Source organism: Aliivibrio finisterrensis (assembly GCF_008933155.1).
Classification (GTDB): Bacteria; Pseudomonadota; Gammaproteobacteria; order Enterobacterales; family Vibrionaceae; genus Aliivibrio; species Aliivibrio finisterrensis.
In genome coordinates, this window is sequence record NZ_WBVP01000004.1 from 238,231 (window position 1) to 261,770 (window position 23,540).

Consider the following 23,540-nt stretch of genomic DNA (forward strand, 5'->3'; position numbering starts at 1 on the left):
TAGTTAGGGTTACCGCTAATTATCGCTCAAACAAAGCCATAGATTCTAAATGTCCTGTATGTGGGAACATATCAAGCATACCTAGCCTAGTAAGCTTGTAACCGTGTTGAATAAGCAATTGACTATCGCGTGCAAGTGTTGCTGGGTTGCACGATACATAAACCACAGTTTGAGGCGCTAATTTTGCCACAGTCTCCATCACTCCTGCAGCCCCTGCTCTGGCAGGATCGAGTAAAATCTTTGTAAACTTTGTGCTAGCCCACACTTGATCAGTGATATCTTCTTCTAAATTTGCTTGATAAAACGTGACATTATCTAGGCCATTTCTTTTTGCATTCGATTGAGCACGTTGAACCATTTCATTCACACCTTCAATACCAACGACGTTTTTTACTTTTTGAGCTAAAGGCAAACTAAAATTGCCAAGACCACAAAACAAATCCAACACACTATCAGTTTCTTTTAGGTTGAGCCAAGACAATGCTTGTTCAACCATTTTGCCATTAACATGACGATTTACTTGAATGAAGTCTTTTGGCGTAAAATAAATTTTAGCACCATTAATTACATAATATGGTTCTTCTCCACAAACGTGGGTTAATACGTCACTCTCAGGCATTAGGTATAAGATCAAATTGCGTTCTTCACAATAATTCACTAAGGCTTGACGATCCTTCTCATTAAACTCAGCAACATGGCGAATAAGTAAAACGCTGCTGTTATCCGCTTGCACAAGTTCAACATGCCCTAGATGCTTTTTACCTTTTAGTTGGTTCAATAACGCAAATAAAGACTCTAAATGTTGATCCAATTCCTGAACAAGCACGGGGCAATGACGAACATTAACAATAGCTTTACTTTGCTTTTTGCGGAAACCAAAATCTAGCTGATTTGTTTGCTTATTTACTATTAAACTGATACGAGCTCGTCGGCGGTAACCTTGTTCATTATCAATAATTGGAGCGGCGACTTCACAATGATCAACACCTTGTTTTTGCATTAACTCTTGCAGCTTTTGATCTTTTGCTACAATTTGTTCTTGATGCTGTAAATGCTGTAAATTACATCCACCACATTCATGATAATGCTGACAAATTGGCGCTTGGCGTTTCGTACTTTTTTGAATTAACTTAATCAGCTTAGCGCGAGCATATTGTTTTTTCTGCTCTGTAAATTGAATAATCGCCTTTTCTTCAGGTAGAGCACCATCAATAAATACAGGCTTCTTATCCACAAAGGCGATGCCTGCGCCATTATGATCTAATCGAACCACATCAACCGACTGATGCTTTGTATTTACTGAAGCTTTCTTTTTCGCTTTGAAGAACTGCGCCATGATTATTGCCTGATTTACTAAAATTTGGGCCATTATACCGAAAGAACACTAATATGCAGTCTTGATTAGCCATTCATTTACGTTTCATCTTCCGATTTCCACAGAGAATAATTGAGCTTCCTCTTCAACTTGATTAAGCTAAGCGGTCAAGGAAGTTAATCAGAACGAATCTATATGAAAAAATACGGCTTGCGAGCACGAGTCATCACGCTAACATTAGCACCAACATTAATTATCGGTTTATTGCTGAGTAGTTTCTTTACCATGAACCGATATAATGATTTGGAAACGCAACTCATTTCTAGCGGTACAAGCATTATTGAACCATTGGCAATATCGAGTGAGTATGGAATGACGGAAAAAAACCGGGAAGCCGTTCGTCGTTTAATCAGCTATGCTCATCGAAAACACTCTAAAATTGTTCGTAGTATTGCCGTATTTGATGAACATAATGAATTGTTTGTAACGTCCAACTTCCACCCCAACTTTGAAAGTTTAACATTTCCAAAAAACCAACCGATCCCTTTATTGTTGAATATTACTTTTCAAGAAGAATCGATCATATTAAGAACGCCGGTTCTTCCCGAAGGTCAATTCTCTAGCAACTTTGATTCTTCTCATATCAATGAACCGTTGGGCTATATTGCGATTGAACTGGACTTATCGAGTTTGCGACTTCAGCAATACCAAGAAATATTCTCAGCCTTGATTGTTTTAATGCTTGGACTTAGTTTGTCTGGCGTCTTTGCTTATCGCTTAATGCAAGATGTCACTCAACCTATTTCAAACATGGTCAGCGTGGTTGATCGTATTCGCCGGGGTCATTTAAATGTTCGTATTGAAAACAAATTGCATGGTGAACTAGATACGCTTAAAAATGGTATCAATGCCATGGCGATTTCTTTATCTGAATATCATGTTGAGATGCAGCAAAGCATCGACCAAGCGACGTCTGACTTGCGTGAGACTTTAGAGCAACTAGAAATTCAAAACGTAGAATTAGACATTGCGAAAAAACGAGCTCAAGAAGCGGCTCGTGTTAAGTCTGAATTCTTAGCCAATATGTCGCACGAGTTGCGAACTCCACTTAATGGCGTTATCGGTTTTACTCGCCAAATGCTAAAAACCTCTCTATCAAATAACCAACAAGATTACTTACAAACCATAGAGCGTTCTGCGAATAACCTATTAACGATCATCAATGACATTCTTGATTTCTCGAAACTTGAAGCGGGGAAGTTGCTACTAGAAAACTTGCCGTTTAATTTCCAAGATACTCTTGATGAAGTGGTGAGTTTACTTGCCCCAAGCGCACATGAAAAAGGGGTAGAAATCACTCTTAAGATAGATCAACGCGTTCCATCAGGGTTAATTGGCGACCCACTTCGTATTCAGCAAGTACTGAACAACCTAGTTGGTAACTCGATTAAATTTACCGAAAAAGGCAATATCGATATTTCTGTTGAGTTAAAACACATGCATGACGACAGCATCGATCTTCAGTTTGTGATTAGAGATACAGGGATTGGTATTTCTGAACGCCAACAAGCTCAACTGTTCCAAGCCTTTAGTCAAGCTGATGCCAGTATTTCTCGTCGTTATGGCGGTACAGGTCTGGGCTTAGTTATTACCCAAAAACTGGTTGCTCAAATGGGCGGCGAAATAGGCCTAAGCAGCCGGTTACATCAAGGTTCTACATTCTGGTTTACGATTAAAATGAGCTCAACAGAGCTACCAATGATTGATGAACGCGATGTATCTCAATTAGAAAATAAAAAACTGCTGTTGATTGAACCGAATATGCAATCCGCCTCAATTTTACAACAACAGTTTATCCATCACGGGGTATTTGTTACCTATCGCTCAACCTTGCCTGATATTATTGAACCTCATGATTTTGCTTTGATTAGCTTAAACTCCAGTTCTAAACCTACAGCACAATCATTAGAGCTAATATCTAAAAAACTGGCACCTTATTGCCCAACAATTGTGATTGGTTTACCAAGTACCGAGCTCGCACTCACTGAAGCGTTAAATCAACGCTCTCATATTACTTGTTTATCAAAGCCATTTGCTAAGAAAAAATTACTTGATGCCTTATTACACCATAATCAACCAATGCAAGAACTCGCATTGCCGAACTTAATGACGCATGACGATAAGCCCCAACGCTTACCGATTAAAGTGATGGCTGTCGATGATAATCCAGCTAACCTTAAGCTTATTTCCGCCTTATTACATGAACAAGTTGAAACCGTCGTGACCTGTAAAAATGGCATTGACGCAGTGCAGCAAGCCACAGAACAAAAGTTCGATATTATTTTAATGGATATTCAAATGCCTAAAATGGATGGCGTTATGGCATGTAAAGAAATCCGAAAAACAGTATTAAACGCTCAAACCCCTGTTGTTGCGGTAACAGCTCATGCCATGACTGGTGAACGAGAACGATTAATCAGTGAAGGAATGGATGATTACTTAACCAAACCAATTGAAGAACACGTCCTTCAACAAGTTATCATTCACTGGAGTCCCTTAACGGATAAATCTGATGTGGAAAAAATTGAAATTTTAGCCAACGCGATCCCTAAACTTCATGTGGAAGAAGCAAGTTGTGATAAGAGTAGCAGTATTGATTGGGAAGCAGCATTAAAACAATCAGCAGGAAAAGATGATCTCGCAAAAGAGATGCTTGAAATGCTGATAGAGTTTATTCCGGAAGTTGATAGCTGGATAGAAAAAGCCCTAGAGGGGAACTTATCAACTGAAGAACTGTGTCATTACATACATAAACTTCATGGAAGTAGCTCATATTGTGGCGTGCCTAGGCTAAAGCAGTTATGTAATTTAATTGAAACCGCGCTGAGACAGGAGCAATCGATTGAAGAAATTGAACCTGAATTATTTGAGCTGCAAGATGAAATGTATAAAGTGACAAAAGATGCCACTCAATGGTTAAAGTAACTTATATCATTCTGGATAAGTAGTTGTTCAGATAATTGCGTAGGAAAAATCGATTAGAGCAAGATATAAATTACAGTAACTAGTCGATCTAATTACAAAATTTATAACGCAGATATAATCGATTTTAACAAGCAAGAATGATCAAATGCTTATGTAGATTGGTATTAGTTGGTATTAGTTAGGATTCAAAAATTACCGTTGCAACCGCGTAATGGCGCTCGTCGGATATTGTAAGGTGAATATGGGAAACATCCATTTTTTGAGATAACTCAAGAGCTTTACCCATGAGTTCTAAGATGGGTTTACCGTTCTCATCATTAGAGACACTAAAATCATGAAAAGTAACACCATGAGCAATGCCGGTTCCTAATGCTTTTGAGGCGGCTTCTTTTGCTGCGAAACGCTTCGCTAAAAAACGCCCTTTTTGTTTTAGGCTTTGATACTGTTCAAATTCAGATTGGCTTAAGATGCGCTCTGCAAACGCATCTCCTGAACGAGAAAGGGCTTTTTCAACCCTTTCTATTTCAGCAATATCAGTCCCTAGACCAACAATCGCCATTACTTACGAGCACCTAGCATAATACGGTGCATATCCGCGACCGCTTTTTCTAAACCATCAAACACTGCACGTCCCATAATAGAGTGGCCGATGTTTAATTCATAGATTTCTGGCAGTGCCGCAATCGCTTCAACATTGTGATACGTTAAACCATGGCCTGCATTAACAATCAAGCCTTTAGCTGCAGCATAGCTTGCACCTGCAGCGATTTTTTTCAACTCATCTTGTTGTGCTTCTTCTGTTTCTGCATCCGCATAAGCACCAGTATGAAGTTCAATGAAAGGGGCGCCACACTCAACCGCTGCATCAATTTGTTCTTTATCTGCATCGATAAATAGAGAAACTTTAATTCCTGCGTCAGACAATGTTTTCGTTGCTGCTTTTACTTTTTCAAGTTGACCTAATACATTCAAGCCACCTTCAGTGGTTAGCTCTTCACGTTTTTCAGGCACTAAACAAACAAACTCTGGCTGTGTTTTAAGCGCAATGCCTACCATTTCATCCGTTACTGCCATCTCTAAGTTCATTCGTGTTTGCAACGTTTCACGTAAGATACGCACATCACGATCGTTAATATGACGACGATCTTCACGTAGATGGATCGTAATACCCGCCGCGCCAGCTCGCTCTGCGATTTCTGCCGCATGAACAGGATCAGGGTATTTTGTACCTCGTGCATTACGAAGGGTGGCTACGTGATCGATATTAACGCCAAGTAAAATTGAACTCATTTTAGAATACTCCTTGTTCTTGGAAGAAACAGTTCCCTACTTTTTAGGGGCTTGCCGCCAAGATACGGCTTTAATGCTATGCGTGTAAAGCGTTTTGCTGCTTTTAATTGCTCAGGGGTGGTAAATCGACGCTCGCTAATCGCAATCAACTCATTACCTTTAAAGCTCATTAAAGGGTCGTGACGGATGGATGCCATAAAGCCTTGCTGCTCACGATAACGATACGTCATCTCTGGAGAAACCATTTCACCACTGCCTGCACAATGTAAAAAATCAACGCCATAACCTAATGAAGATAAAAGCGCTAGCTCAAAACGTCTTAATGCGGGTTCAGGGTTTGAACTTTGAGCAAGCTCAGTAAGAGCGGTAAGGTAATCTAAAAAAAGGGCTGGATACGGCGTTTCTTGCTCTATTACTCGAACGACTAATTCATTGATGTACATGGCTGAGTAAAGATTAATACCAGAGAGTGGAATGCCCAAGCTAATGGTTTCAGCTTGTCGCAGTGTACGCATAGAGCCTTTGCCTGACCATTTCATTAATAATGGGGTAAACGCTTGTAATACGCCTTTTAGATTAGAACGCTTGCTTCGCGCCCCTTTGGAGATAATAGATAAACGGCCATACTCTTCGCTAAACACATCTAAAATTAGACTGCTTTCACTATATGGTCTTCGGTGCAGGACAAAACAGCGCTGTAGGCCTTCTTCCACGTTTCTTACCCATTTAATTAGCTATACGCTTCGCTAACGATAAAGCTTCGCTTCTAGAGACTATAAAAGATCTCTTTCGTTATAACAAAAAAAATCCCAAACAACTTAAATTAATTCACTTAAGTTATTCAGGATCTCACTCTAGCTCTTATAGTTTCTAGTTTCTAGTTTCTAGAAATTATAAATCGTCGATGTAGCCTAGAGAACGAAGTGCTCGCTCATCATCAGCCCATCCAGATTTCACTTTAACCCAAAGCTCTAAATACACTTTACGGTCAAACAGTTCTTCCATATCAATACGAGCTTCACGACCGATCGTTTTAATTTTCTCACCGTTCTTACCGATAACCATTTTTTTCTGGCCATGGCGTTCAACAAGAATCAAACCGTTAATATGGAAACCATCCATTTTAGGGTTGTAATCAAAACGTTCGATCTCAACCGTAACTGAATATGGTAGCTCTTCACCCGTAAAACGCATTAGCTTTTCACGGATAATTTCAGATGCCATAAAACGTTGAGAACGGTCAGTAACATACTCTTCAGGGAAGTGATGTACCGCTTTTGGTAAATGTTGACGAACCAATTTTTGCACAACATCAACATTAGAGCCTGATTTTGCTGAAATTGGCACAACATCCACAAAGTCCATTTTTTCTGTCATGGTTTGCAGATGCTGCATCACATCATTTTTATCTTTAACGTTATCTACTTTGTTTACTAATAAAACCGTAGGGAACTCTGCTTTTTTCAGCTTATTCAATACCATTTCATCATCTGGTGTCCAGTGTGTGCCATCCACCAAAAATAGAACTAAATTCACATCACTTAACGATGAATTTGCTGCTCGGTTCATTAATCGGTTAATCGCACGCTTCTCTTCAATATGAAGACCTGGAGTATCAACGTAAATGGCTTGGTAATCCCCTTCCGTATCAACACCCATAATACGGTGACGAGTCGTCTGAGGTTTACGTGATGTAATCGAAATCTTCTGACCTAAAATTTGGTTAAGAAGGGTTGATTTACCTACGTTTGGACGGCCAACAATCGCAATAAAACCACAGTGTTGATTGTCACTTGTTTCTGTTTTTTCTGAAGATGCAAAGTATGCATCTAGATCGAATTCTTTTTCATCTGACATTAGTTTAACTGTCCTAATGCTATGTCAGCAGCCGACTGTTCTGCCTTGCGGCGGCTACTTCCTTTTCCGATAACCGGCGTATCCAAGCCAGCCACGATACATTCAATAGTGAACTCTTGGTTATGAGCTTCACCTTTAATCTTTGTTACTGTGTACGTTGGTAATGGCTTACGACGACCTTGTAGGTATTCTTGAAGACGTGTTTTTGGATCTTTTTGAGAAACACCTGGTTCAATCGAATCAAGACGTGTTTGATACCAAGACAGAATGATGCCACGAATGGTTTCTGTGTCGCTGTCTAAATAAATAGCACCAATAATCGCTTCAACCGCATCCGCTAAAATGGAATCACGACGGAAGCCACCACTTTTAAGCTCACCAGGGCCTAAGTATAGGTAATCACCTAACTGAAACTCACGACCAAGCTCAGCCAGTGTATGACCACGAACTAAGGTTGCACGCATACGACTCATGTCACCTTCATCCACTTTAGGAAAACGGTGATACAACTCATCAGCAATAACAAAACTCAAAATTGAATCGCCAAGAAATTCTAGGCGTTCATTGTGAGTACCATTAGCACTACGGTGAGTCAGTGCTAATTTAAAATAATTTTCATCTTTAAATTGATAGCCTATTTTTTTCTCTAGGCGGTGTAATGAAGCATTCATAATCGTTCAATCAGTCTATGCCACCGATGCGGTTAAAACGCACACCAGTAGGAATAAAGGAAGGCAGCACACTATCGCTACCACGTTCAAATTCAAAGCTGATCCAGATCCCGACCGCTTTACCAACCAGATTCGCTTCAGGGACAAAACCCCAGTAACGACTGTCAGCACTGTTGTCACGATTATCGCCCATCACAAAATAGTTTCCTTCTGGTACAACCCATTCATTGTAACCTGGTCGTGGTTGGTACATTGATACACGATCAGCTCTCATAGGATTAACCAAGATATCATGCGTCGTCTCTTTTGCTAACTGCTCAGTATATTGAACTAGGTTAGTACGATCTTGCATGAATTCACTGTCTTTCATGTTCGTTAACGGGATGATATTACACTTGCTCTCGCCTTTTGGTTTTACACACAACTGCTTTGAAGAGCTGTAAATTACGGTATCGCCTGGTTCACCTACTACACGTTTAATATAGTCGATATTTGGTTGAGGTGGGTATTTGAATACAACAATATCACCACGCTCAGGCTTACCCGTTTCTACAAGTTGTGAACGCCAAACAGGGTCTTTAATTCCATATGAGAATTTTTCAACCAAGATAAAATCACCGACTAAAAGCGTCGGCATCATCGAACCGGATGGGATCTGGAACGGCTCATAAATAAATGAGCGCAACACTAAAACAAGGCCAATCACTGGAAAAATTGAAACAGACTGCTCTACCCACCCCGGTTGAGGTGCGACTTTTGCTAGTGTTGCTTCATCAACTTGTCCACCCGCTTGCTCTCTCGCTGCCGCAATTTTTTGCTTACGCTTTGGAGCCCAAACGAATTTATCAATAGCCCAAATAACACCTGTAAATAGGGTTACCAGAACTAAAATTAGTGAAAAAGTGTTCGCCATTTCATTCCCTTAAGTTAAGTGTTGCAATAACAAAGAAAGCGAAGACCATTGATCATCGCTTTCTTTGAGCTGTAATAAAGCTTAATTTACGTCACTCTGAATAATCAGTGATGACCTATTAATCTTTACCTACATGAAGAATCGCAAGGAAAGCTTCTTGAGGTAATTCAACATTACCAATCTGCTTCATACGTTTCTTGCCTTCTTTCTGCTTCTTCAACAGTTTTTTCTTACGGCTAATATCGCCACCGTAACATTTTGCGATTACGTTTTTACGTAACTGCTTAACCGTTGAACGCGCAATAATGTGGGCACCAATCGCTGCCTGAATAGCAATATCAAACATTTGGCGAGGAATGAATTCTTTCATTTTCTCAACAAGTAAACGACCGCGGCTTTGTGCATTATCGTGGTGAGTAATGATAGCAAGTGCATCAACTCTGTCACCATTGATTAATACATCAACACGAACCATGTTTGACTGTTCATAACGTTGGAAGTTGTAATCTAGTGATGCATAACCACGAGACGTTGATTTCAATCGGTCAAAGAAGTCTAAAACTACCTCTGACATTGGAATATCATAAGTCAACGCTACTTGGTTACCGTGATAAACCATATCAACTTGAACACCACGTTTTTCAATACATAGACTGATCACATTACCTAAGTAATCTGCTGGTACTAAGATATTACAACGAGCAATTGGTTCACGAATTTCATCTAAATCATTTACTGCTGGTAATTTTGATGGGCTATCTACGTACAGTAAATCACCGTTATTTAATACCACTTCGTAAACTACCGTTGGTGCTGTCGTGATCAGGTCAAGATCGTATTCACGCTCTAGACGCTCTTGGATGATTTCCATGTGAAGCATACCAAGGAAGCCACAACGGAAACCAAAGCCAAGTGCAGCCGAACTTTCTGGTTCATAAAACAGAGATGCATCATTCAGACTTAATTTGCCTAATGCATCACGGAAGTTTTCATAATCATCAGAAGAGACTGGGAACAGACCTGCATACACTTGTGGTTTCACTTTTTGGAAACCAGGTAGACGCTCTTCACAGCCACCCTTTGCATGAGTCAAGGTATCACCCACTGGTGCACCTAGGATATCTTTGATACCACAAACTACCCAGCCAACTTCACCGCTGTTTAATCCATCGGTGTCAATTTGTTTTGGAGTGAAGATACCAATACGGTCGATACCCCAAACTTGGCCTGTGCTCATTACTTTTATCTTGTCATTTTTCTTTAGTGAACCATTTTTGATTCGAACAAGAGAAACAACACCTAAGTAGTTATCAAACCATGAGTCAATGATCAGCGCTTGCGTTGGGCCGTCTGGATCACCTTCTGGTGCTGGAATCGATTTCACGATAGTTTCAAGAACTTCATCAACACCTAAGCCTGTCTTAGCAGAACAACGCGTTGCATCCGTTGCATCAATACCAACGATTTCTTCAATTTCTTCAGCTACACGATCTGGATCTGCCGCTGGTAAGTCAATCTTATTTAAGATTGGCACAACTTCTAAATCCATTTCAATAGCGGTATAACAGTTTGCTAGAGTCTGTGCTTCTACACCTTGACCCGCATCGACCACCAATAGCGCACCTTCACAGGCAGCAAGTGAACGCGATACTTCATAAGAGAAGTCAACGTGTCCAGGTGTGTCGATAAAGTTTAGTTGATAAGTCTCACCATCCTTAGCCGTATAGTCGAGCGTCACACTCTGGGCTTTGATAGTGATACCACGTTCACGTTCTAGATCCATTGAATCAAGAACTTGTGCAGCCATTTCACGGTCTGACAGGCCACCACAAACTTGGATTAGGCGGTCAGATAGTGTCGATTTACCGTGATCGATATGGGCAATAATAGAAAAATTACGAATGTGCTTCATAAATGATGTGACAAACTCAATTAGTTAATGGGATTGGATCGTGAGATCAAGTTGTGGGATTCTACCCAATTTCGTCGCAAGTCGCTATCTTATCGTGCAGCATTTACTGAGATAGTGTCAGAAACTGGCTCACCGAGAACACGGATCAAGCTAACTTGTTGTTCTGTATTCTGCTCAATTCGGTGAGAAAGTGCTTTCGCAAGCACATACCCGCCCCATGATGAAAGCGCAGCAACCACGATGGTTGTTAGCTCACCAACGCCCACAAGTGGAGTAATAAGCGCATCCGAAATAAACGCGCCAATAAGCAAAAAGAATAACGGCACTAAATATACAATCGCAGCGGATTGAAGTAGGTTCTTTTCAGGTAAACCAATTTCTACCATTTGACCAATGGTTAATTTTTTATCGGTATGAAAAGCCCAGTGGTGCACCTTTCCTGGAAGTACCTTTGATACAATACCTGTGCCACAAGAATTTTTCGATGAACAATGGTTACAACTGCTTTTCTGCTGGCAACCAACAACAACTATGTCATCTTGAATATCAAGTACTGTCGCTAACGCTGTCATCATAGGCGTTATTTATCCTCATTTTTTAATACAGAGGGACGAAAAACAATGGAATCAGCGATACGTTTCGCTGTAACAACAGGAATATCGCCAATAACACTAATTTCATAATCTCCTTGTATATAGCTATACAATGAACGTCGCCCTTGGTGTACTGATTGTTCTTTTTGACTTAATTCATCCGCTTCTGAAATATACACGGAGAAATTAAATAACCCATCGGTATACATTTGGCTTTCAACTGCTCGTTGATTCATAGCAAGACGATAACGATTGAAATGAATTGCTTTAAAGCCACTAGGCAGCCACTTTATCGACCAGGCAGCTTCCTCTTGTGTAGTAGAGGACGAAGGTAATACTTTTGGTAATTCTGCTTCACCTAAGCGCTTATTCATAAAATCTGCGATTTGATCATTCACGGTGTAAGAAACCACTCTATATTGTTCGATAATATCGCCATCTCTACTGACTAAATCAGTACGTAATGGCAGCTTGCTTCGCTCATCAATCCACACAATATAAGAATAACGGTTTCCATCCTTTGAAACGATGCGAACCACTTGCGAAGGAGACCCTGCTTCTCTTGCTCTCCCCATTGATACAAAATCATAATATTCTTTTAAAAGAGGCAACTCTTTATGTAAAAGTGGGATAATAGGAGCAACAATCGATTCTGCTTGAATAGAAAAAGGTTTACTGCCTTGCTCTAAATAAGTGATTTCTTCATTTCTACGAATCACTTCGCGCATTGAACCACTCAAATAAACAAGATGAGATAACGTCATATTCTCTAGGTGGGAATGGCGATACATAAAAGGTTCAATACTGTTTTTCTTAACCAAAATATAAGAAAGTTCATAATTTAGCTTATGACTCGCCTCTCCCATTTGATGCAACAAAGCCTCAGCAGAAAGCGTTTCTTCTGCTGAGGCTGTTATTGGAAAGAAGCTGATCAAAGCGATAAAGCCGATCAGGATACGTTTCATTATTCTGCCAATGTTGTATTTTGCTCGAGTAAATCACGGTCAATCGAACCATCATGTGCGTTCAATCGTAGCTGTAATTCATAATCTTGCAGCATTGCATTTATACGCTTACGCTGCTCCATGATATCTGCTTCTTTCGAGGTTTTATTTGCTAGTGAGTCACGGGTTAAACTCACAGGCTCTGCCGTCCCACTAAATGGAATAGTATCGAGTACCTGAATGTCACCACTCGCAGGGATAACATTGTTTTCTGAACCGTTATATTGCTGAACACCAACAATAACAACAAGAGAGAAACACGCAGCCATCGCAACTTGGCTAAACTGAGTCAACCAACTTGGCATTGTCTTCTTTGCTTCACTTGGCGTAGGCTGAGAAGGCATGAATTCCGTCACAGTATCATTCAACTGGTGAGCAGGTTCATCCTCAAGAGCAAGAGCCACATTGGCGGCAATATCCCACTCTTGTTTTCCAGGCGTCTCGCCTCTCATTACATCACCAATTAAATGGTAATTTTTCCAGGTTTCTGCGCTTTCTGTTTGCGATAAGGATTCTATGAACGCATTGTCCATTTCCTCATTATCCATAAACGCTGAAATTTGTTCTTTATCAGTCATTGTCTTCACCGTTTGACCGTTGGAAATAATTAACGCTGCATCAGCGGTTGGATTTTTTTCTCAACTACTTCACGAGCTCGGAAGATACGCGAACGAACCGTACCTACCGGACACTCCATTACAGCAGCAATATCTTCATAACTTAAGCCTTCTAACTCTCGTAATGTTATTGCTGTTTTTAAATCTTCAGGTAAACCATCAATTGTCGAAAATACGATTTGTCGTAATTCCTCGGTTAATGATAAATTCTCAGGGTTAGTGATCTCTTTTAAGGCACTTGCCCCTTCATAATATTCTGCTTCTTCCGCATCAACATCAGATGCTGGCGGTCTGCGTCCTTGAGCGACAAGGTAGTTCTTCGCTGTATTCACTGCTATTCGATACAACCAAGTGTAAAATGCACTGTCCCCACGAAAGGTTGGTAACGCACGATACGCTTTAATAAACGCTTCTTGCGCAACATCAGGTACATCTCCACTATTTTTTACATAACGAGCAACAAGACCACATACTTTGTTTTGGTATTTAACTACCAAATGGTTAAAGGCTTGCTTGTCACCACGTTGAACACGCTCAATTAAAACTTGATCTGTTAACTGCTCACTCATTGGAGCGGGTACTCCCATGTTATTCTTCTTAGATGCGCATAAAGTTTAGATTACGCAAACAGCTGATAATAAATTCAGCTATACCACGATTAACTTGAGCACTATGTATGAGTTTCTACTCTTTAGAAAGTTCATTCATTATTACATTTTTTTATCAATTTAATAGTTCAATGAGTAATTTAAGGCTTTTTTTAGCTTGTTTTTATCTCTCACTTTCACTTTTTTATTCTTGATATTTAAGATTCCACTTCAAAATATAACGCAACCACCTAGATTCTGGTAAAATGATCGGATTATCACAGGAAAATGATGAATATATGAACATAACCAATGAACACAGTTGCGACGTTTTAGTCATAGGCAGTGGTGCTGCTGGTCTTTCTCTTGCACTTAGAGTCGCACCACATGGAAAGGTGATCGTTTTAAGTAAAGGTCCTCGTAATGAAGGCTCAACCTACTACGCTCAAGGCGGTATTGCAGCCGTATTTGATGAAAGTGATACGGTAGAGTCTCATGTCGATGATACCTTAGTTGCTGGCGCACATATTTGTGACAAAGATGTTGTTACTTTTATTGCTGAAAATGCGAAACATTGCGTTCAATGGTTAATTGATGGCGGTGTTCCTTTTGATCACGATGATGAAAAAGAAACCGATATTACCGCTCCAAAGTTTCATTTAACTCGTGAGGGTGGCCATAGCCATCGCCGTATTTTGCACGCTGCAGATGCTACCGGCAAAGCAATGCAAAACTCACTGCAAGACAATGTTCTAAATCACCCCAACATCACTATTTTTGAACGTCACAATGCGCTCGACTTAATCACTGAAGATAAAGTTGGCGGAGAAGCCGATAAAGTTGTTGGTGCCTATATTTGGAACCGTGATGCCGAGCATGTTGAAACCGTTCGCGCTAAATTTGTTGTATTAGCAACAGGCGGCGCTTCTAAAGTTTACCAATATACTTCAAACCCTGACGTATCTTCAGGAGATGGTATCGCAATGGCTTGGCGTGCTGGTTGTCGAGTTGCGAACTTAGAGTTCAACCAATTTCATCCTACGTGCCTATTCCACCCTGACGCTCGCAATTTCCTAATGACAGAAGCACTTCGCGGTGAAGGCGCTTATTTACGTCGCCCAGACGGCACACGTTTTATGCCTGATTTCGATGAGCGTGGTGAATTAGCACCTCGTGATGTCGTAGCTCGTGCTATCGACTTTGAAATGAAACGTCTAGGTGCAGACTGTATGTATTTAGACATCAGCCATAAACCTGAAGACTTCATTCATCACCATTTCCCTACCATTAATGAAAAACTGCTTTCATTCGGTATTGATATGACAAAAGAACCTATCCCAATCGTACCTGCGGCTCACTACACTTGTGGCGGTGTTATGGTTGATAAGCAAGGCCAAACAGATATTGATGGTTTATTTGCAATTGGTGAGGTGAGTTATACAGGTCTTCATGGCGCAAACCGTTTAGCCTCGAACTCCTTGCTAGAGTGCGTTGTTTATGCGTGGTCTGCTGCAGAAAATATTATTAAAGACATGAACAACCGAGATCTTCCTCCGTCATTACCCGCTTGGGATGAGAGTCAGGTTGAATGCTCAGATGAAGAAGTAGTAATCCAACATAACTGGCATGAACTACGCCTATTTATGTGGGATTACATGGGGATTGTCCGCACAGATAAACGTCTAGAGCGAGCACTTCGTCGTATTCAGTTATTAAAACAAGAAACCCATGATTACTATAGTAATTTCCGCGTGTCTAATAACCTGATCGAACTGCGAAACCTGCTTGATGTGTCTGAATTAATGGTTCGTTGTGCAATGGATCGCAAAGAAAGCTGTGGTTTACATTACACACTAGATTACCCAGAAGCACTTGAAGAGTCAGGCCCTACAATTTTAGTGCCTAAGAATTTCAACTAATTTTCCCTTTCGTTTGTTGGTCTCTATTCTAAATCTATAAATAGAATAGAGATCATCTTAATAAAACCGCTAATTGATGCTGCTCATCCTCATTCATTGCATCCCTAAATAAATAAAAATACTGCTTTGTATATTCATTTTCCGCATAAAAAACACTCATACTTCGACTTATCCAAAATACTCGTTTAATAATCCAATCCCTATGATCATCAGACGCTTTGATTACAAAAGTATAATCTCCTTGCAACTCTAATAATTGATGATAAATAGATATAATATGCTGATGAATAAAATAAAAGAGGGTAGGCAATAGAGGAAATGGAATTATATCCATTAACATTACCGCCCACCCCAAGTAGAAATAACTACCATACAATGTTAGATAGGCGATATAGGAAAAGTGGATCTTAATTTTAGCGGAGTTTGCTGAGGTTGTGCTCAACGATCTTATCTACCATAGATGCATGACCAAGGTTGTCACTGCGTCCGTGCCCCATGATCCATGTAAACAGGTCTGGATCATCACTTTCTAACAATGAAACAAAATTCTGTTGCTCAGCTTCTGTTAGTTCTTCAAAACATTCGTCAAAAAATGGCATAATTACCACATCTAATTCTAGCATCCCACGACGGCAAGCCCACTTTACTCGTGCTTTTTCTTCGACACTGTACATACGGTCCTCTAGCTTAAAAATAGAAATAACTGAACGGAGTTTATCAGTCTATTTCTGTGACAACCATGATCTAAAGTCACAAGATGAAGAAGATGAGACATAAAACTACTTGTTTCTTTTTACTGACATTTAAAATCTAGGCATTTACTATAAAGGGATAACCTAACTGGATAAGAATTTCATGATGAGTACTGTTTTCTCTACGTTATCGCTAAACCTAAACGATCCCTTACCAAGCTTTGCTATTTCAGAATTAACTGATTGGGCATTAATAACTATGGTAGGTAACGATAAAAAATCCTACTTACACGGGCAAGTAACCTGTGATGTTGTTGCTTTAACACAAGGCGAGATTACCTTTGGCGGTCACTGTGATGCAAAGGGAAAGTTATGGAGTATATTTCAACTGTTTCACCACAATGACGGTTATGCCTTATTTCAACGCAAAAGTGCTATTGAAACTGAATTAACAGAAATCAAAAAATACGCCGTATTTTCTAAAGTTGATATTGAAATCAGCAACGAAGTATTACTTGGCTTAACTGGCGCTGCGGCTGAAGAGTGGATTAACGAGCAAACTGACTCACAAGAAAGTGTCCGCACTTGTAACTTTGGTACTTTCGCTAAAATTGGAAAGCGACAGTGGTTATTGGTAACGACAAGTGAACATAAAGACACCTTAATGTCATCGTTAACTCAAGCGACATTATGTGATGAGTCATTATGGGAGCTTTATACCATTCAACAAGCTCACCCTCAAATTGATGCAGCACTAAGTAATGAGCATATTCCTCAAGCATTAAACCTACAAGCCATTGACGGGATCAGTTTCAAAAAAGGCTGCTATACAGGTCAAGAAACCGTAGCAAGAGCAAAATACCGCGGTATGAATAAACGGGCTATGTATTTAGTTGCAGGGCAATCAGAACAAGCCCCCGTTGCTGGCGATGCGATTGAGCGCAGTGTTGGTGAGAACTGGCGTAAAGGCGGAACCATTGTTTCTTCTTTCCGATATCAAGATGGACATACTTTAGCTTTGGCTATTCTCCCTAATGATCTTGATAGTGACACTCAATTTAAACTTCAAAATGCGATTTGGGAAAAAATGCCACTTCCTTACTCTCTTGACGATGAGTAACTCAACACCATAAACAAAAAGGGTCTGCAAAAAATTGCAGACCCACTTCCTAAATTCCCTTTCTTAAATTAATAATCCAATTAGGCACAACAATTCTGTGTCGAAGGTAAGATTAAGTTTCATTGTTACATTTCCAACCTTGACCTCAAACGCAGATATCAATAACAAACTTTGAATTTTTATTTATTTTAAGTGAATAAGTAGCAAGTCATTTATTATTTAGCTATCTTTACAGTGTTCTTTTCTTAAAAAAGAGCGCATAAATTGTTTAACTCCAAACAATTTAATTCAATATACCTATATATATTGAATATGCATCTGTGACTGTTTGCCCGAATTTATTCGGGCTTTTTTTTATTCATGCCCACTGAATAACAGTATTTAATATTAGATAAAGATCAAATTTAAAACGATAAAAGTACAAAAACTGATTCAACCATCACTCTATTCTATATTTGTAACGCTACCTTCATCTTTTCTGTTTTATAATACAACCAAAGCACATTACGAGCTTTGTTGTATTAATCACAAAAGGACAAGGTGATGCGATTTTTTAAGCACTATGCACCAAGCATGATTGCTAAACATATTAGTCGACTGTTTAATGGGAAAATTCATATTCATGGTATTGGTGAGTTTCGATTTGAAGAAGGAAAGTTGCTCGTTCCCTCTCAAGCAGAAAGAGCGCAATATCGAATGATAAAAGAGATTAACTTGGAAGTTGCTCGATTACGACTTTCTTATTAATAGCCTCAAACTGACTATGTAAAATCGATACGAATAAAAAAAGGTAGCTGTGGCTACCTTTTTTAATGCTTATTTTAACACTCTTATTTATACTTTATGTTGAGCCATTTTTGGTTGTCGCCCTGATAAGCCTAAGGCGCGTTTAAGACATTCATCTTTAACTGGCGTAACCTCATTAGTTAGAGACATTCCTATCCCCCTCACTAATTTCTTAATTGGATTAGAACCAGAAAAAAGAGCCTTAAAGCTTTGCATCGACGCTATCATTTGCGCCGCTTCCGCTTTTCTCCAGCGCTCAAATGGGCGTAAATTGGTTTTTAACCCAATATCTTTACCCTCTTGATGTAGCTCTATAATCGTTTCAGCTAATGCTGCGGCGTCAGCTAAACCAAGGTTTACTCCTTGCCCTGCTAATGGATGAATTGTATGAGCCGCATCACCGACTAATACAACGCGATCTTTTACAAAATCTTTGGCATAACGCATTTTTAAAGGGAAGACTTGTCTCTCTCCTTCGACACGGCATAGGCCTAGTTGGTTATCAAACGCTGCAGTCAATTGCTTATTAAATTCGTCTTCTGGCATTGAAACTAAGTTTTCTGCATTAAGAGGATCGAGTGACCAAACAATTGAACTCAAATTACTTTCACTCAATGGAAGAAAAGCTAATGGACCTTCTGGTCTAAAAATTTGACGAGCCGTTTCTGTGTGATTTTCTACGGTTCGTATATTGGCAACTAAAGCACTGTGTCCATAATCCCAATGAGTGAGTGGGATATTAACTTGATTACGTAACCAAGAGTTTGCGCCATCAGCACCGACCACTAATTTAGCCGTAATTGCTTTGCCTGATTCTAAATTTAACCACGCTTCACTCTCGCCAAACATAATACTACTACAACGTTCTGGAGCTAATAACGTTACATTTTCTTGTTTAGAAACCATATCTAACAAAGAAAGTTGAATCACTCGGTTTTCAACAATATGCCCTAGGTTTCGTTGTGCAATTTGTTCTGCTTCAAAATCAATACGAGCAAAGCTGTCTTGCTCCCATACTGTCATTGAACGGTAAGGAGCGGCTCTACGAGAGGAGATCCCCTGCCATGCACCAACATTATCTAAAATATATTCACTTGCTCGACTGATTGCTGATACACGAACATCTGGTAAATCAGTTAGATCAGTGTCTGGTAATTGACTTTCAATGACCGCGATTCTTAATCCACTGCTCTCTAATGCAGCAGCAACGGTCAAACCAACCATGCCACCACCAATAATCGCAACATCTACACTTTGCATCATAATTATCTATTCACTCTGCCCATAGCTCGTAACGTTAAGGGCTTTAAAAAAGCACGAAAAGTATCAACTGCACACAAACTGACATTTCTTCCTATCACCATAGGAAATGCATTATTTGCAAAAATAGACACCAATCCTGCAGTCATGGTTATTGTTTGTTGTTGATCTGGCTGACGGCGTTTTTGATACGCAGACAACACTGAATATTCGCCAATATCATTACCTGCTTGATTTGCTAGGGTAATACAATCTGCCAATGAGAATACGTCTCTTATTCCTAAATTAAAACCTTGGCCAGCAATTGGATGCAATGTTTGAGCAGCATTACCAATAGCAGCAAAACGGTGTGATATATGTTGTTTTTGACGACGTAACCACAATGGGTAATGCGCTCGTTGCCCCGTTTTAGTCAACTGACCTAAACGCCAGCCAAAAGCCTGTTGTAAATGCGCTAGAAACGTATCGTCATCATATCCAAGTATTTGTTGCGACTCTTCAGGGCTCACACACCACACTAAAGAACTGCGCCCTTGAGACATTGGAAGTAAGGCTAATGGTCCATGCTCAGTAAAGCGTTCAAATGCCTTACCTTGCGGATGAATAGCCGTCGTGATATTTGCAATAATGGCTACTTGTTCAAAGTCATCATTCAGACTCTCTATATTCATGCTTTTGCACGTTTTTGATTCCGCGCCATCAGCGGCAATAACTAAGGATGTTGAAATCTGTTCACCTGTCGATAAAGTGATTTTAGATAATGATTGTTCCCTATCAATACCTAAGACCGAGGCAGGACAAATAAGCTCAATATGAGGTGAAATTTCAAGTTTTTGATGATAAAAACGACCGACATCGGCTAACTCAACCACATAACCTAATGCATCAACATTAAGCTCTTTAGCGGTTAATTCAGTCAACCCCATATGATGTCGATCTGACACATGAATATGATCAATTGGCGTTGAAAATGATGCGATACCTGACCAAAGACCAATATCTTGCAGTAGCTGAGTCGTACCACTTGAAAGAGCAATACTTCTCGAATCATAACCTGGATGTTGATCTAACTTTGGCTCAACCGCTTCAATGACGGCGATTGACAATGTCTCTTGGTTCATTTTCTCTAGGGCCAAAGCGAGTGTTGCTCCAGCCATCGCTCCGCCCACGATCACTACATCATAATGTGTCATAGCATTATCCATTAGTGTACGGTTTTAGAGCTGTCTTTATGTACTCGTTGCCCGAGTTCCGCATGAATCGTTAGTACACAAATACGAACATGTTCTAAAACTTGCTCAAATAGGGCTTCTTGTTCTTCCAGATCATCATCTTCATCAATGCCTAGGCGAGCAATTTCTTCTAAATCTAACAAGGCTTCTTTTAATGATTCTGATGCTTTGTCCATTTTAAGCTCAACTAAGCCTAACCCTGAGATAAAATGATTTACCCACTCACTTAGTCCATCAGCTCGATTCATTAATGTTTCAGTGTCATCTGGGATCAACATTTCTAACACAATTACGTCAGACGTTAATTCAGAAACCGTTGATTGAAATACCTGCTCACCCATTTTAATTGCACTATCAGGCCAGCCCATGCCTTCATTTGTGTAATCATAAATTAACGGCTTCCATGTTTGATCGTCTAGTGGCAAACCACCACTTACCATTCCGACAAGTAGGCCATGCAACTCTGATGGGGTAACCGCTAATCCGCTGTCCTTTAGCGCTGACTCTACAGCTAGGAATGTTGGCATTTTTATTTCACTCATAGTAAAACGATCTCTGAATTTATAATCAATAACACAATGCTACCACTTTGCGCATTTTCAGAAAACTCACGATCTCTCGCAATTGAGTATCTTTTCATCAGATTGTTGTTTTATTAAGAATATAGTTAACCCTCATCAACAAAGAGAGGGGAAATACTTGAATCTTATTACGGCATTTCTTATAGTTTCATTCACTTATCACTATTCCCTTTTCTGAATGGTGTAATTCTATTGTTTAACGATGAGTAATGTATTGATGACAAGCCAAGCCGTGCAAGTCCAAATATTAGGACGAGCCATCAAGGTTAACTGCCCTGCTGGTCAAGAAGCTGCATTGAAAGAAGCAGCGAAAGATTTGGATAACCGAGTAAATGAGCTATCTGAACGAACTAAAGTAACCAATACAGAACAGCTATTAACTATTACATCATTAAATATATGCTATGAATTACATATGGCGAAAAAAGAGGCAAGTAAACACTCTTCTGATGTTTATGAGCGTATGGGATTACTTGCTAATGCATTAGAAACAGCGATTTCTACAGTTAAGCCTAGCCAAACAGAAGAAAGTACGGCAGAATAGAAATATCGCTAAGGATAGCAAAAGAATAAAATTTACCCTGGAGTGTTTGTAGGCGGATCTATGTCCCTGAGCCGATAAGCACAAATTAGGGTTAGTATTTGTTTACTACTGAGCATGCTCGGCTCGTACTGAGAAGCCTACGGTGAACCTTGCTGATCCGCCTTGAACCTAGGGTTCAAGGGCTACGACCACTACGGCACTTTGGGGTATTCCATGACATCTCGTCGACGCATTCGACAATCGATACGTCAACTTCGCAACACCTTATCTCCTACAGAACAATCACAAGCTGCTGACGCGCTTGTCCTTCAATGTGCTACCAACCCTATAATTCAAAAAGCAAATACGATAGCCGTATATTTATCATCTGATGGTGAAGTTGATACTGACCCACTCATTCAATGGTTATGGCAACAAGGTAAGCAAGTTTCTTTGCCTGTTATACACCCTTTTGCAAAGGGTCATTTATTGTTTCTTGAGTACACAAAAACAACCCCACTCATTCATAATAAATACCAAATACTTGAACCAAAATTAGATAAAACAAAAATCGTACCGACCTCAGAGCTGGATCTTATTTTGACCCCATTGGTGGCTTTTGATCATACCGGTAACCGTCTAGGCATGGGGGGAGGATATTATGATCGAACCCTCTCACGTTGGCACACTGACCAGCAAGGGCCAATGCCAATAGGTTTATCTCATTCCTGCCAGCAAGTACCACTATTGCCGATCGAATCTTGGGATGTACCACTACCTCAAATCATCACCCCTAAAAAAACATGGTTCTGGTAAACCCCAACCGAAATCGTTTGCTTTGACTGTATTTCCTTCAATTTTTGCTCTTTTCTGACTTATTTTTTCTGACGAAGAAAAAACAGTGCGTTATAATCACGCCGCTTTCATTTGAAGACTATTATTTCATTAGGAGAATGTCATGACTCAAGACGAGATGAAAAAAGCAGCTGGTTGGGCAGCGTTAGAATACGTAGAAGCTGGCAGCATTGTTGGTGTAGGTACAGGATCAACAGTAAATCACTTCATCGACGCGCTTGCGACAATGAAAGGCAAAATCAAAGGGGCAGTATCAAGCTCTGTTGCTTCAACAGAAAAACTTAAAGAGCTGGGCATTGAGGTTTTTGACTGTAATGATGTTGCAGGTCTTGACGTTTATGTTGATGGCGCTGATGAAATTAATGGTAAAAACGAGATGATTAAAGGTGGCGGTGCTGCTCTTACTCGTGAAAAAATCGTTGCTGCTATCTCTGATAAGTTTATTTGTATTGTCGACGACACAAAACAAGTTGATGTATTAGGTGCCTTCCCGCTTCCTGTTGAAGTTATTCCAATGGCTCGCTCTTACGTTGCTCGTGAATTAGTAAAACTAGGCGGAGACCCTGCATACCGTCATGGTGTAACCACTGATAACGGTAACGTGATCTTAGATGTTCATGGTATGAAAATTACTGATGCGAAAGAGTTAGAAGATAAAATCAATGCATTACCAGGTGTGGTAACGGTTGGTCTATTCGCTCATCGCGGTGCAGATGTCCTATTAGTAGGCGCTCCTGAAGGCGTTAAAAAGTTCGATTAAGTTTCTTTTTTGTCTTAATGCTCCCACCAATCGGGCGTTAAAAATGTCATTTGATTACAAACGGTGCT

The 23,540-nt window shown here is 40.0% G+C and carries 24 protein-coding genes and 1 other RNA gene; 8 read left to right on the plus strand and 17 right to left on the minus strand.

What is annotated here, in order from left to right:
* Positions 1 to 19: 19 nt before the first annotated feature.
* Positions 20 to 1,336 carry a 23S rRNA (uracil(1939)-C(5))-methyltransferase RlmD gene (gene rlmD, locus F8B77_RS05665; RefSeq protein ID WP_167512768.1) on the minus strand — a complete coding sequence of 439 codons (1,317 nt, stop codon included), beginning with the start codon at positions 1,334 to 1,336 and terminating at the stop codon, positions 20 to 22.
* Between the two features lie 174 nt (positions 1,337 to 1,510).
* On the opposite strand from rlmD, the gene barA reads away from it, so the two are divergent.
* Complete coding sequence (gene barA / locus F8B77_RS05670) at positions 1,511 to 4,300, plus strand: two-component sensor histidine kinase BarA (RefSeq protein ID WP_151654463.1); 2,790 nt, start codon at positions 1,511 to 1,513, stop codon at positions 4,298 to 4,300.
* Positions 4,301 to 4,478: 178 nt separating this feature from the next.
* On the opposite strand, the gene acpS is transcribed toward barA, so the two are convergent.
* The 11 genes from acpS to rpoE all read right to left on the minus strand — a co-directional run bounded on the left by acpS (position 4,479) and on the right by rpoE (position 13,726).
* A complete protein-coding gene (acpS, locus tag F8B77_RS05675; RefSeq protein WP_151654465.1) occupies positions 4,479 to 4,859 on the minus strand; it encodes a holo-ACP synthase in 381 nt (126 codons plus the stop codon).
* Positions 4,859 to 5,590, minus strand: a complete 732-nt coding sequence (gene pdxJ / locus F8B77_RS05680) for a pyridoxine 5'-phosphate synthase (RefSeq protein WP_130044958.1) — start codon at positions 5,588 to 5,590, stop codon at positions 4,859 to 4,861. The genes acpS and pdxJ overlap by 1 nt, the downstream gene beginning before the upstream one ends.
* Positions 5,587 to 6,303 carry a DNA repair protein RecO gene (gene recO / locus F8B77_RS05685; protein ID WP_130047757.1) on the minus strand — a complete coding sequence of 239 codons (717 nt, stop codon included), beginning with the start codon at positions 6,301 to 6,303 and terminating at the stop codon, positions 5,587 to 5,589. The genes pdxJ and recO overlap by 4 nt, the downstream gene beginning before the upstream one ends.
* A 178-nt stretch (positions 6,304 to 6,481) precedes the next feature.
* Positions 6,482 to 7,447 carry a GTPase Era gene (gene era, locus F8B77_RS05690; RefSeq protein WP_130044956.1) on the minus strand — a complete coding sequence of 322 codons (966 nt, stop codon included), beginning with the start codon at positions 7,445 to 7,447 and terminating at the stop codon, positions 6,482 to 6,484.
* Positions 7,447 to 8,118 (minus strand): ribonuclease III, encoded by a 672-nt coding sequence (gene rnc / locus F8B77_RS05695; RefSeq protein ID WP_151654467.1) that lies wholly within the window; start codon positions 8,116 to 8,118, stop codon positions 7,447 to 7,449. The genes era and rnc overlap by 1 nt, the downstream gene beginning before the upstream one ends.
* Positions 8,119 to 8,128: 10 nt before the next feature.
* The gene (gene lepB, locus F8B77_RS05700) at positions 8,129 to 9,031 is read right to left on the minus strand and encodes a signal peptidase I (protein ID WP_130047756.1); all 903 of its coding nucleotides are present in this window, start codon (positions 9,029 to 9,031) and stop codon (positions 8,129 to 8,131) included.
* A 118-nt stretch (positions 9,032 to 9,149) separates the two neighbouring features.
* Positions 9,150 to 10,943, minus strand: coding sequence for a translation elongation factor 4 (gene lepA / locus F8B77_RS05705; RefSeq protein WP_151654469.1), 1,794 nt, complete (start codon positions 10,941 to 10,943; stop codon positions 9,150 to 9,152).
* An 89-nt stretch (positions 10,944 to 11,032) separates the two neighbouring features.
* A complete protein-coding gene (locus tag F8B77_RS05710) occupies positions 11,033 to 11,518 on the minus strand; it encodes a SoxR reducing system RseC family protein (RefSeq protein ID WP_151654471.1) in 486 nt (161 codons plus the stop codon).
* A 5-nt stretch (positions 11,519 to 11,523) separates the two neighbouring features.
* Positions 11,524 to 12,501, minus strand: coding sequence for a sigma-E factor regulatory protein RseB (rseB, locus tag F8B77_RS05715; RefSeq protein WP_151654473.1), 978 nt, complete (start codon positions 12,499 to 12,501; stop codon positions 11,524 to 11,526).
* Complete coding sequence (locus F8B77_RS05720) at positions 12,501 to 13,118, minus strand: RseA family anti-sigma factor (RefSeq protein ID WP_151654475.1); 618 nt, start codon at positions 13,116 to 13,118, stop codon at positions 12,501 to 12,503. The genes rseB and F8B77_RS05720 overlap by 1 nt, the downstream gene beginning before the upstream one ends.
* A 29-nt stretch (positions 13,119 to 13,147) precedes the next feature.
* Positions 13,148 to 13,726: an RNA polymerase sigma factor RpoE gene (gene rpoE / locus F8B77_RS05725; RefSeq protein WP_151654529.1), complete on the minus strand. Its 579-nt coding sequence runs from the start codon at positions 13,724 to 13,726 to the stop codon at positions 13,148 to 13,150.
* A gap of 317 nt (positions 13,727 to 14,043) precedes the next feature.
* On the opposite strand from rpoE, the gene nadB reads away from it, so the two are divergent.
* Complete coding sequence (gene nadB, locus F8B77_RS05730; protein WP_167512769.1) at positions 14,044 to 15,663, plus strand: L-aspartate oxidase; 1,620 nt, start codon at positions 14,044 to 14,046, stop codon at positions 15,661 to 15,663.
* Positions 15,664 to 15,715: 52 nt separating this feature from the next.
* On the opposite strand, the gene F8B77_RS05735 is transcribed toward nadB, so the two are convergent.
* Complete coding sequence (locus F8B77_RS05735; RefSeq protein WP_341872502.1) at positions 15,716 to 16,105, minus strand: protein YgfX; 390 nt, start codon at positions 16,103 to 16,105, stop codon at positions 15,716 to 15,718.
* A complete protein-coding gene (locus F8B77_RS05740; RefSeq protein WP_130044947.1) occupies positions 16,077 to 16,337 on the minus strand; it encodes an FAD assembly factor SdhE in 261 nt (86 codons plus the stop codon). Before F8B77_RS05740 ends, F8B77_RS05735 begins: the two co-directional genes overlap by 29 nt.
* 181 nt (positions 16,338 to 16,518) lie before the next feature.
* Between F8B77_RS05740 and ygfZ the strand changes: the two genes are divergently transcribed.
* The gene (ygfZ, locus tag F8B77_RS05745) at positions 16,519 to 17,475 is read left to right on the plus strand and encodes a tRNA-modifying protein YgfZ (RefSeq protein ID WP_151654481.1); all 957 of its coding nucleotides are present in this window, start codon (positions 16,519 to 16,521) and stop codon (positions 17,473 to 17,475) included.
* 543 nt (positions 17,476 to 18,018) lie between these two features.
* Positions 18,019 to 18,222, plus strand: coding sequence for a DUF1107 domain-containing protein (locus tag F8B77_RS05750; RefSeq protein ID WP_151654483.1), 204 nt, complete (start codon positions 18,019 to 18,021; stop codon positions 18,220 to 18,222).
* An 87-nt stretch (positions 18,223 to 18,309) separates the two neighbouring features.
* On the opposite strand, the gene F8B77_RS05755 is transcribed toward F8B77_RS05750, so the two are convergent.
* From F8B77_RS05755 to F8B77_RS05765, 3 genes are read right to left on the minus strand one after another with little or no spacing between them, the layout of a single operon-like run.
* Positions 18,310 to 19,524, minus strand: coding sequence for an FAD-dependent 2-octaprenylphenol hydroxylase (locus tag F8B77_RS05755; protein WP_151654485.1), 1,215 nt, complete (start codon positions 19,522 to 19,524; stop codon positions 18,310 to 18,312).
* A 2-nt stretch (positions 19,525 to 19,526) separates the two neighbouring features.
* On the minus strand, positions 19,527 to 20,714 hold the full coding sequence (gene ubiH, locus F8B77_RS05760; RefSeq protein ID WP_167512770.1) for a 2-octaprenyl-6-methoxyphenyl hydroxylase: 1,188 nt from the start codon (positions 20,712 to 20,714) through the stop codon (positions 19,527 to 19,529).
* Between the two features lie 11 nt (positions 20,715 to 20,725).
* On the minus strand, positions 20,726 to 21,295 hold the full coding sequence (locus F8B77_RS05765) for a YecA/YgfB family protein (RefSeq protein ID WP_130047747.1): 570 nt from the start codon (positions 21,293 to 21,295) through the stop codon (positions 20,726 to 20,728).
* Between the two features lie 256 nt (positions 21,296 to 21,551).
* Between F8B77_RS05765 and zapA the strand changes: the two genes are divergently transcribed.
* The 4 genes from zapA to rpiA all read left to right on the plus strand — a co-directional run bounded on the left by zapA (position 21,552) and on the right by rpiA (position 23,472).
* Positions 21,552 to 21,878 carry a cell division protein ZapA gene (gene zapA, locus F8B77_RS05770; protein WP_151654531.1) on the plus strand — a complete coding sequence of 109 codons (327 nt, stop codon included), beginning with the start codon at positions 21,552 to 21,554 and terminating at the stop codon, positions 21,876 to 21,878.
* A 31-nt stretch (positions 21,879 to 21,909) separates the two neighbouring features.
* A non-coding RNA gene (ssrS, locus tag F8B77_RS05775) (6S RNA) lies at positions 21,910 to 22,090 on the plus strand.
* Between the two features lies 1 nt (position 22,091).
* The gene (locus F8B77_RS05780; RefSeq protein WP_130044940.1) at positions 22,092 to 22,673 is read left to right on the plus strand and encodes a 5-formyltetrahydrofolate cyclo-ligase; all 582 of its coding nucleotides are present in this window, start codon (positions 22,092 to 22,094) and stop codon (positions 22,671 to 22,673) included.
* A gap of 142 nt (positions 22,674 to 22,815) precedes the next feature.
* Positions 22,816 to 23,472, plus strand: coding sequence for a ribose-5-phosphate isomerase RpiA (gene rpiA, locus F8B77_RS05785; RefSeq protein ID WP_130047746.1), 657 nt, complete (start codon positions 22,816 to 22,818; stop codon positions 23,470 to 23,472).
* Positions 23,473 to 23,540 lie beyond the last annotated feature (68 nt).

Excerpts from the sequence above, each read along its gene's own strand:
- rnc (WP_151654467.1), bottom strand. The coding sequence starts at position 8,118 with ATGAATGCTTCATTACACCGCCTAGAGAAAAAAATAGGCTATCAATTT.
- barA (WP_151654463.1), top strand. The coding sequence starts at position 1,511 with ATGAAAAAATACGGCTTGCGAGCACGAGTCATCACGCTAACATTAGCA.
- F8B77_RS05740 (WP_130044947.1), bottom strand. The coding sequence starts at position 16,337 with ATGTACAGTGTCGAAGAAAAAGCACGAGTAAAGTGGGCTTGCCGTCGT.
- ubiH (WP_167512770.1), bottom strand. The coding sequence starts at position 20,714 with ATGACACATTATGATGTAGTGATCGTGGGCGGAGCGATGGCTGGAGCA.
- zapA (WP_151654531.1), top strand. The coding sequence starts at position 21,552 with ATGACAAGCCAAGCCGTGCAAGTCCAAATATTAGGACGAGCCATCAAG.
- F8B77_RS05750 (WP_151654483.1), top strand. The coding sequence starts at position 18,019 with ATGCGATTTTTTAAGCACTATGCACCAAGCATGATTGCTAAACATATT.
- rlmD (WP_167512768.1), bottom strand. The coding sequence starts at position 1,336 with ATGGCGCAGTTCTTCAAAGCGAAAAAGAAAGCTTCAGTAAATACAAAG.
- rpiA (WP_130047746.1), top strand. The coding sequence starts at position 22,816 with ATGACTCAAGACGAGATGAAAAAAGCAGCTGGTTGGGCAGCGTTAGAA.
- F8B77_RS05780 (WP_130044940.1), top strand. The coding sequence starts at position 22,092 with ATGACATCTCGTCGACGCATTCGACAATCGATACGTCAACTTCGCAAC.
- era (WP_130044956.1), bottom strand. The coding sequence starts at position 7,447 with ATGTCAGATGAAAAAGAATTCGATCTAGATGCATACTTTGCATCTTCA.
- rpoE (WP_151654529.1), bottom strand. The coding sequence starts at position 13,726 with ATGAGTGAGCAGTTAACAGATCAAGTTTTAATTGAGCGTGTTCAACGT.
- nadB (WP_167512769.1), top strand. The coding sequence starts at position 14,044 with ATGAACATAACCAATGAACACAGTTGCGACGTTTTAGTCATAGGCAGT.
- F8B77_RS05720 (WP_151654475.1), bottom strand. The coding sequence starts at position 13,118 with ATGACTGATAAAGAACAAATTTCAGCGTTTATGGATAATGAGGAAATG.
- F8B77_RS05765 (WP_130047747.1), bottom strand. The coding sequence starts at position 21,295 with ATGAGTGAAATAAAAATGCCAACATTCCTAGCTGTAGAGTCAGCGCTA.
- lepB (WP_130047756.1), bottom strand. The coding sequence starts at position 9,031 with ATGGCGAACACTTTTTCACTAATTTTAGTTCTGGTAACCCTATTTACA.
- pdxJ (WP_130044958.1), bottom strand. The coding sequence starts at position 5,590 with ATGAGTTCAATTTTACTTGGCGTTAATATCGATCACGTAGCCACCCTT.
- rseB (WP_151654473.1), bottom strand. The coding sequence starts at position 12,501 with ATGAAACGTATCCTGATCGGCTTTATCGCTTTGATCAGCTTCTTTCCA.
- F8B77_RS05755 (WP_151654485.1), bottom strand. The coding sequence starts at position 19,524 with ATGATGCAAAGTGTAGATGTTGCGATTATTGGTGGTGGCATGGTTGGT.
- acpS (WP_151654465.1), bottom strand. The coding sequence starts at position 4,859 with ATGGCGATTGTTGGTCTAGGGACTGATATTGCTGAAATAGAAAGGGTT.
- lepA (WP_151654469.1), bottom strand. The coding sequence starts at position 10,943 with ATGAAGCACATTCGTAATTTTTCTATTATTGCCCATATCGATCACGGT.
- F8B77_RS05710 (WP_151654471.1), bottom strand. The coding sequence starts at position 11,518 with ATGATGACAGCGTTAGCGACAGTACTTGATATTCAAGATGACATAGTT.
- ygfZ (WP_151654481.1), top strand. The coding sequence starts at position 16,519 with ATGATGAGTACTGTTTTCTCTACGTTATCGCTAAACCTAAACGATCCC.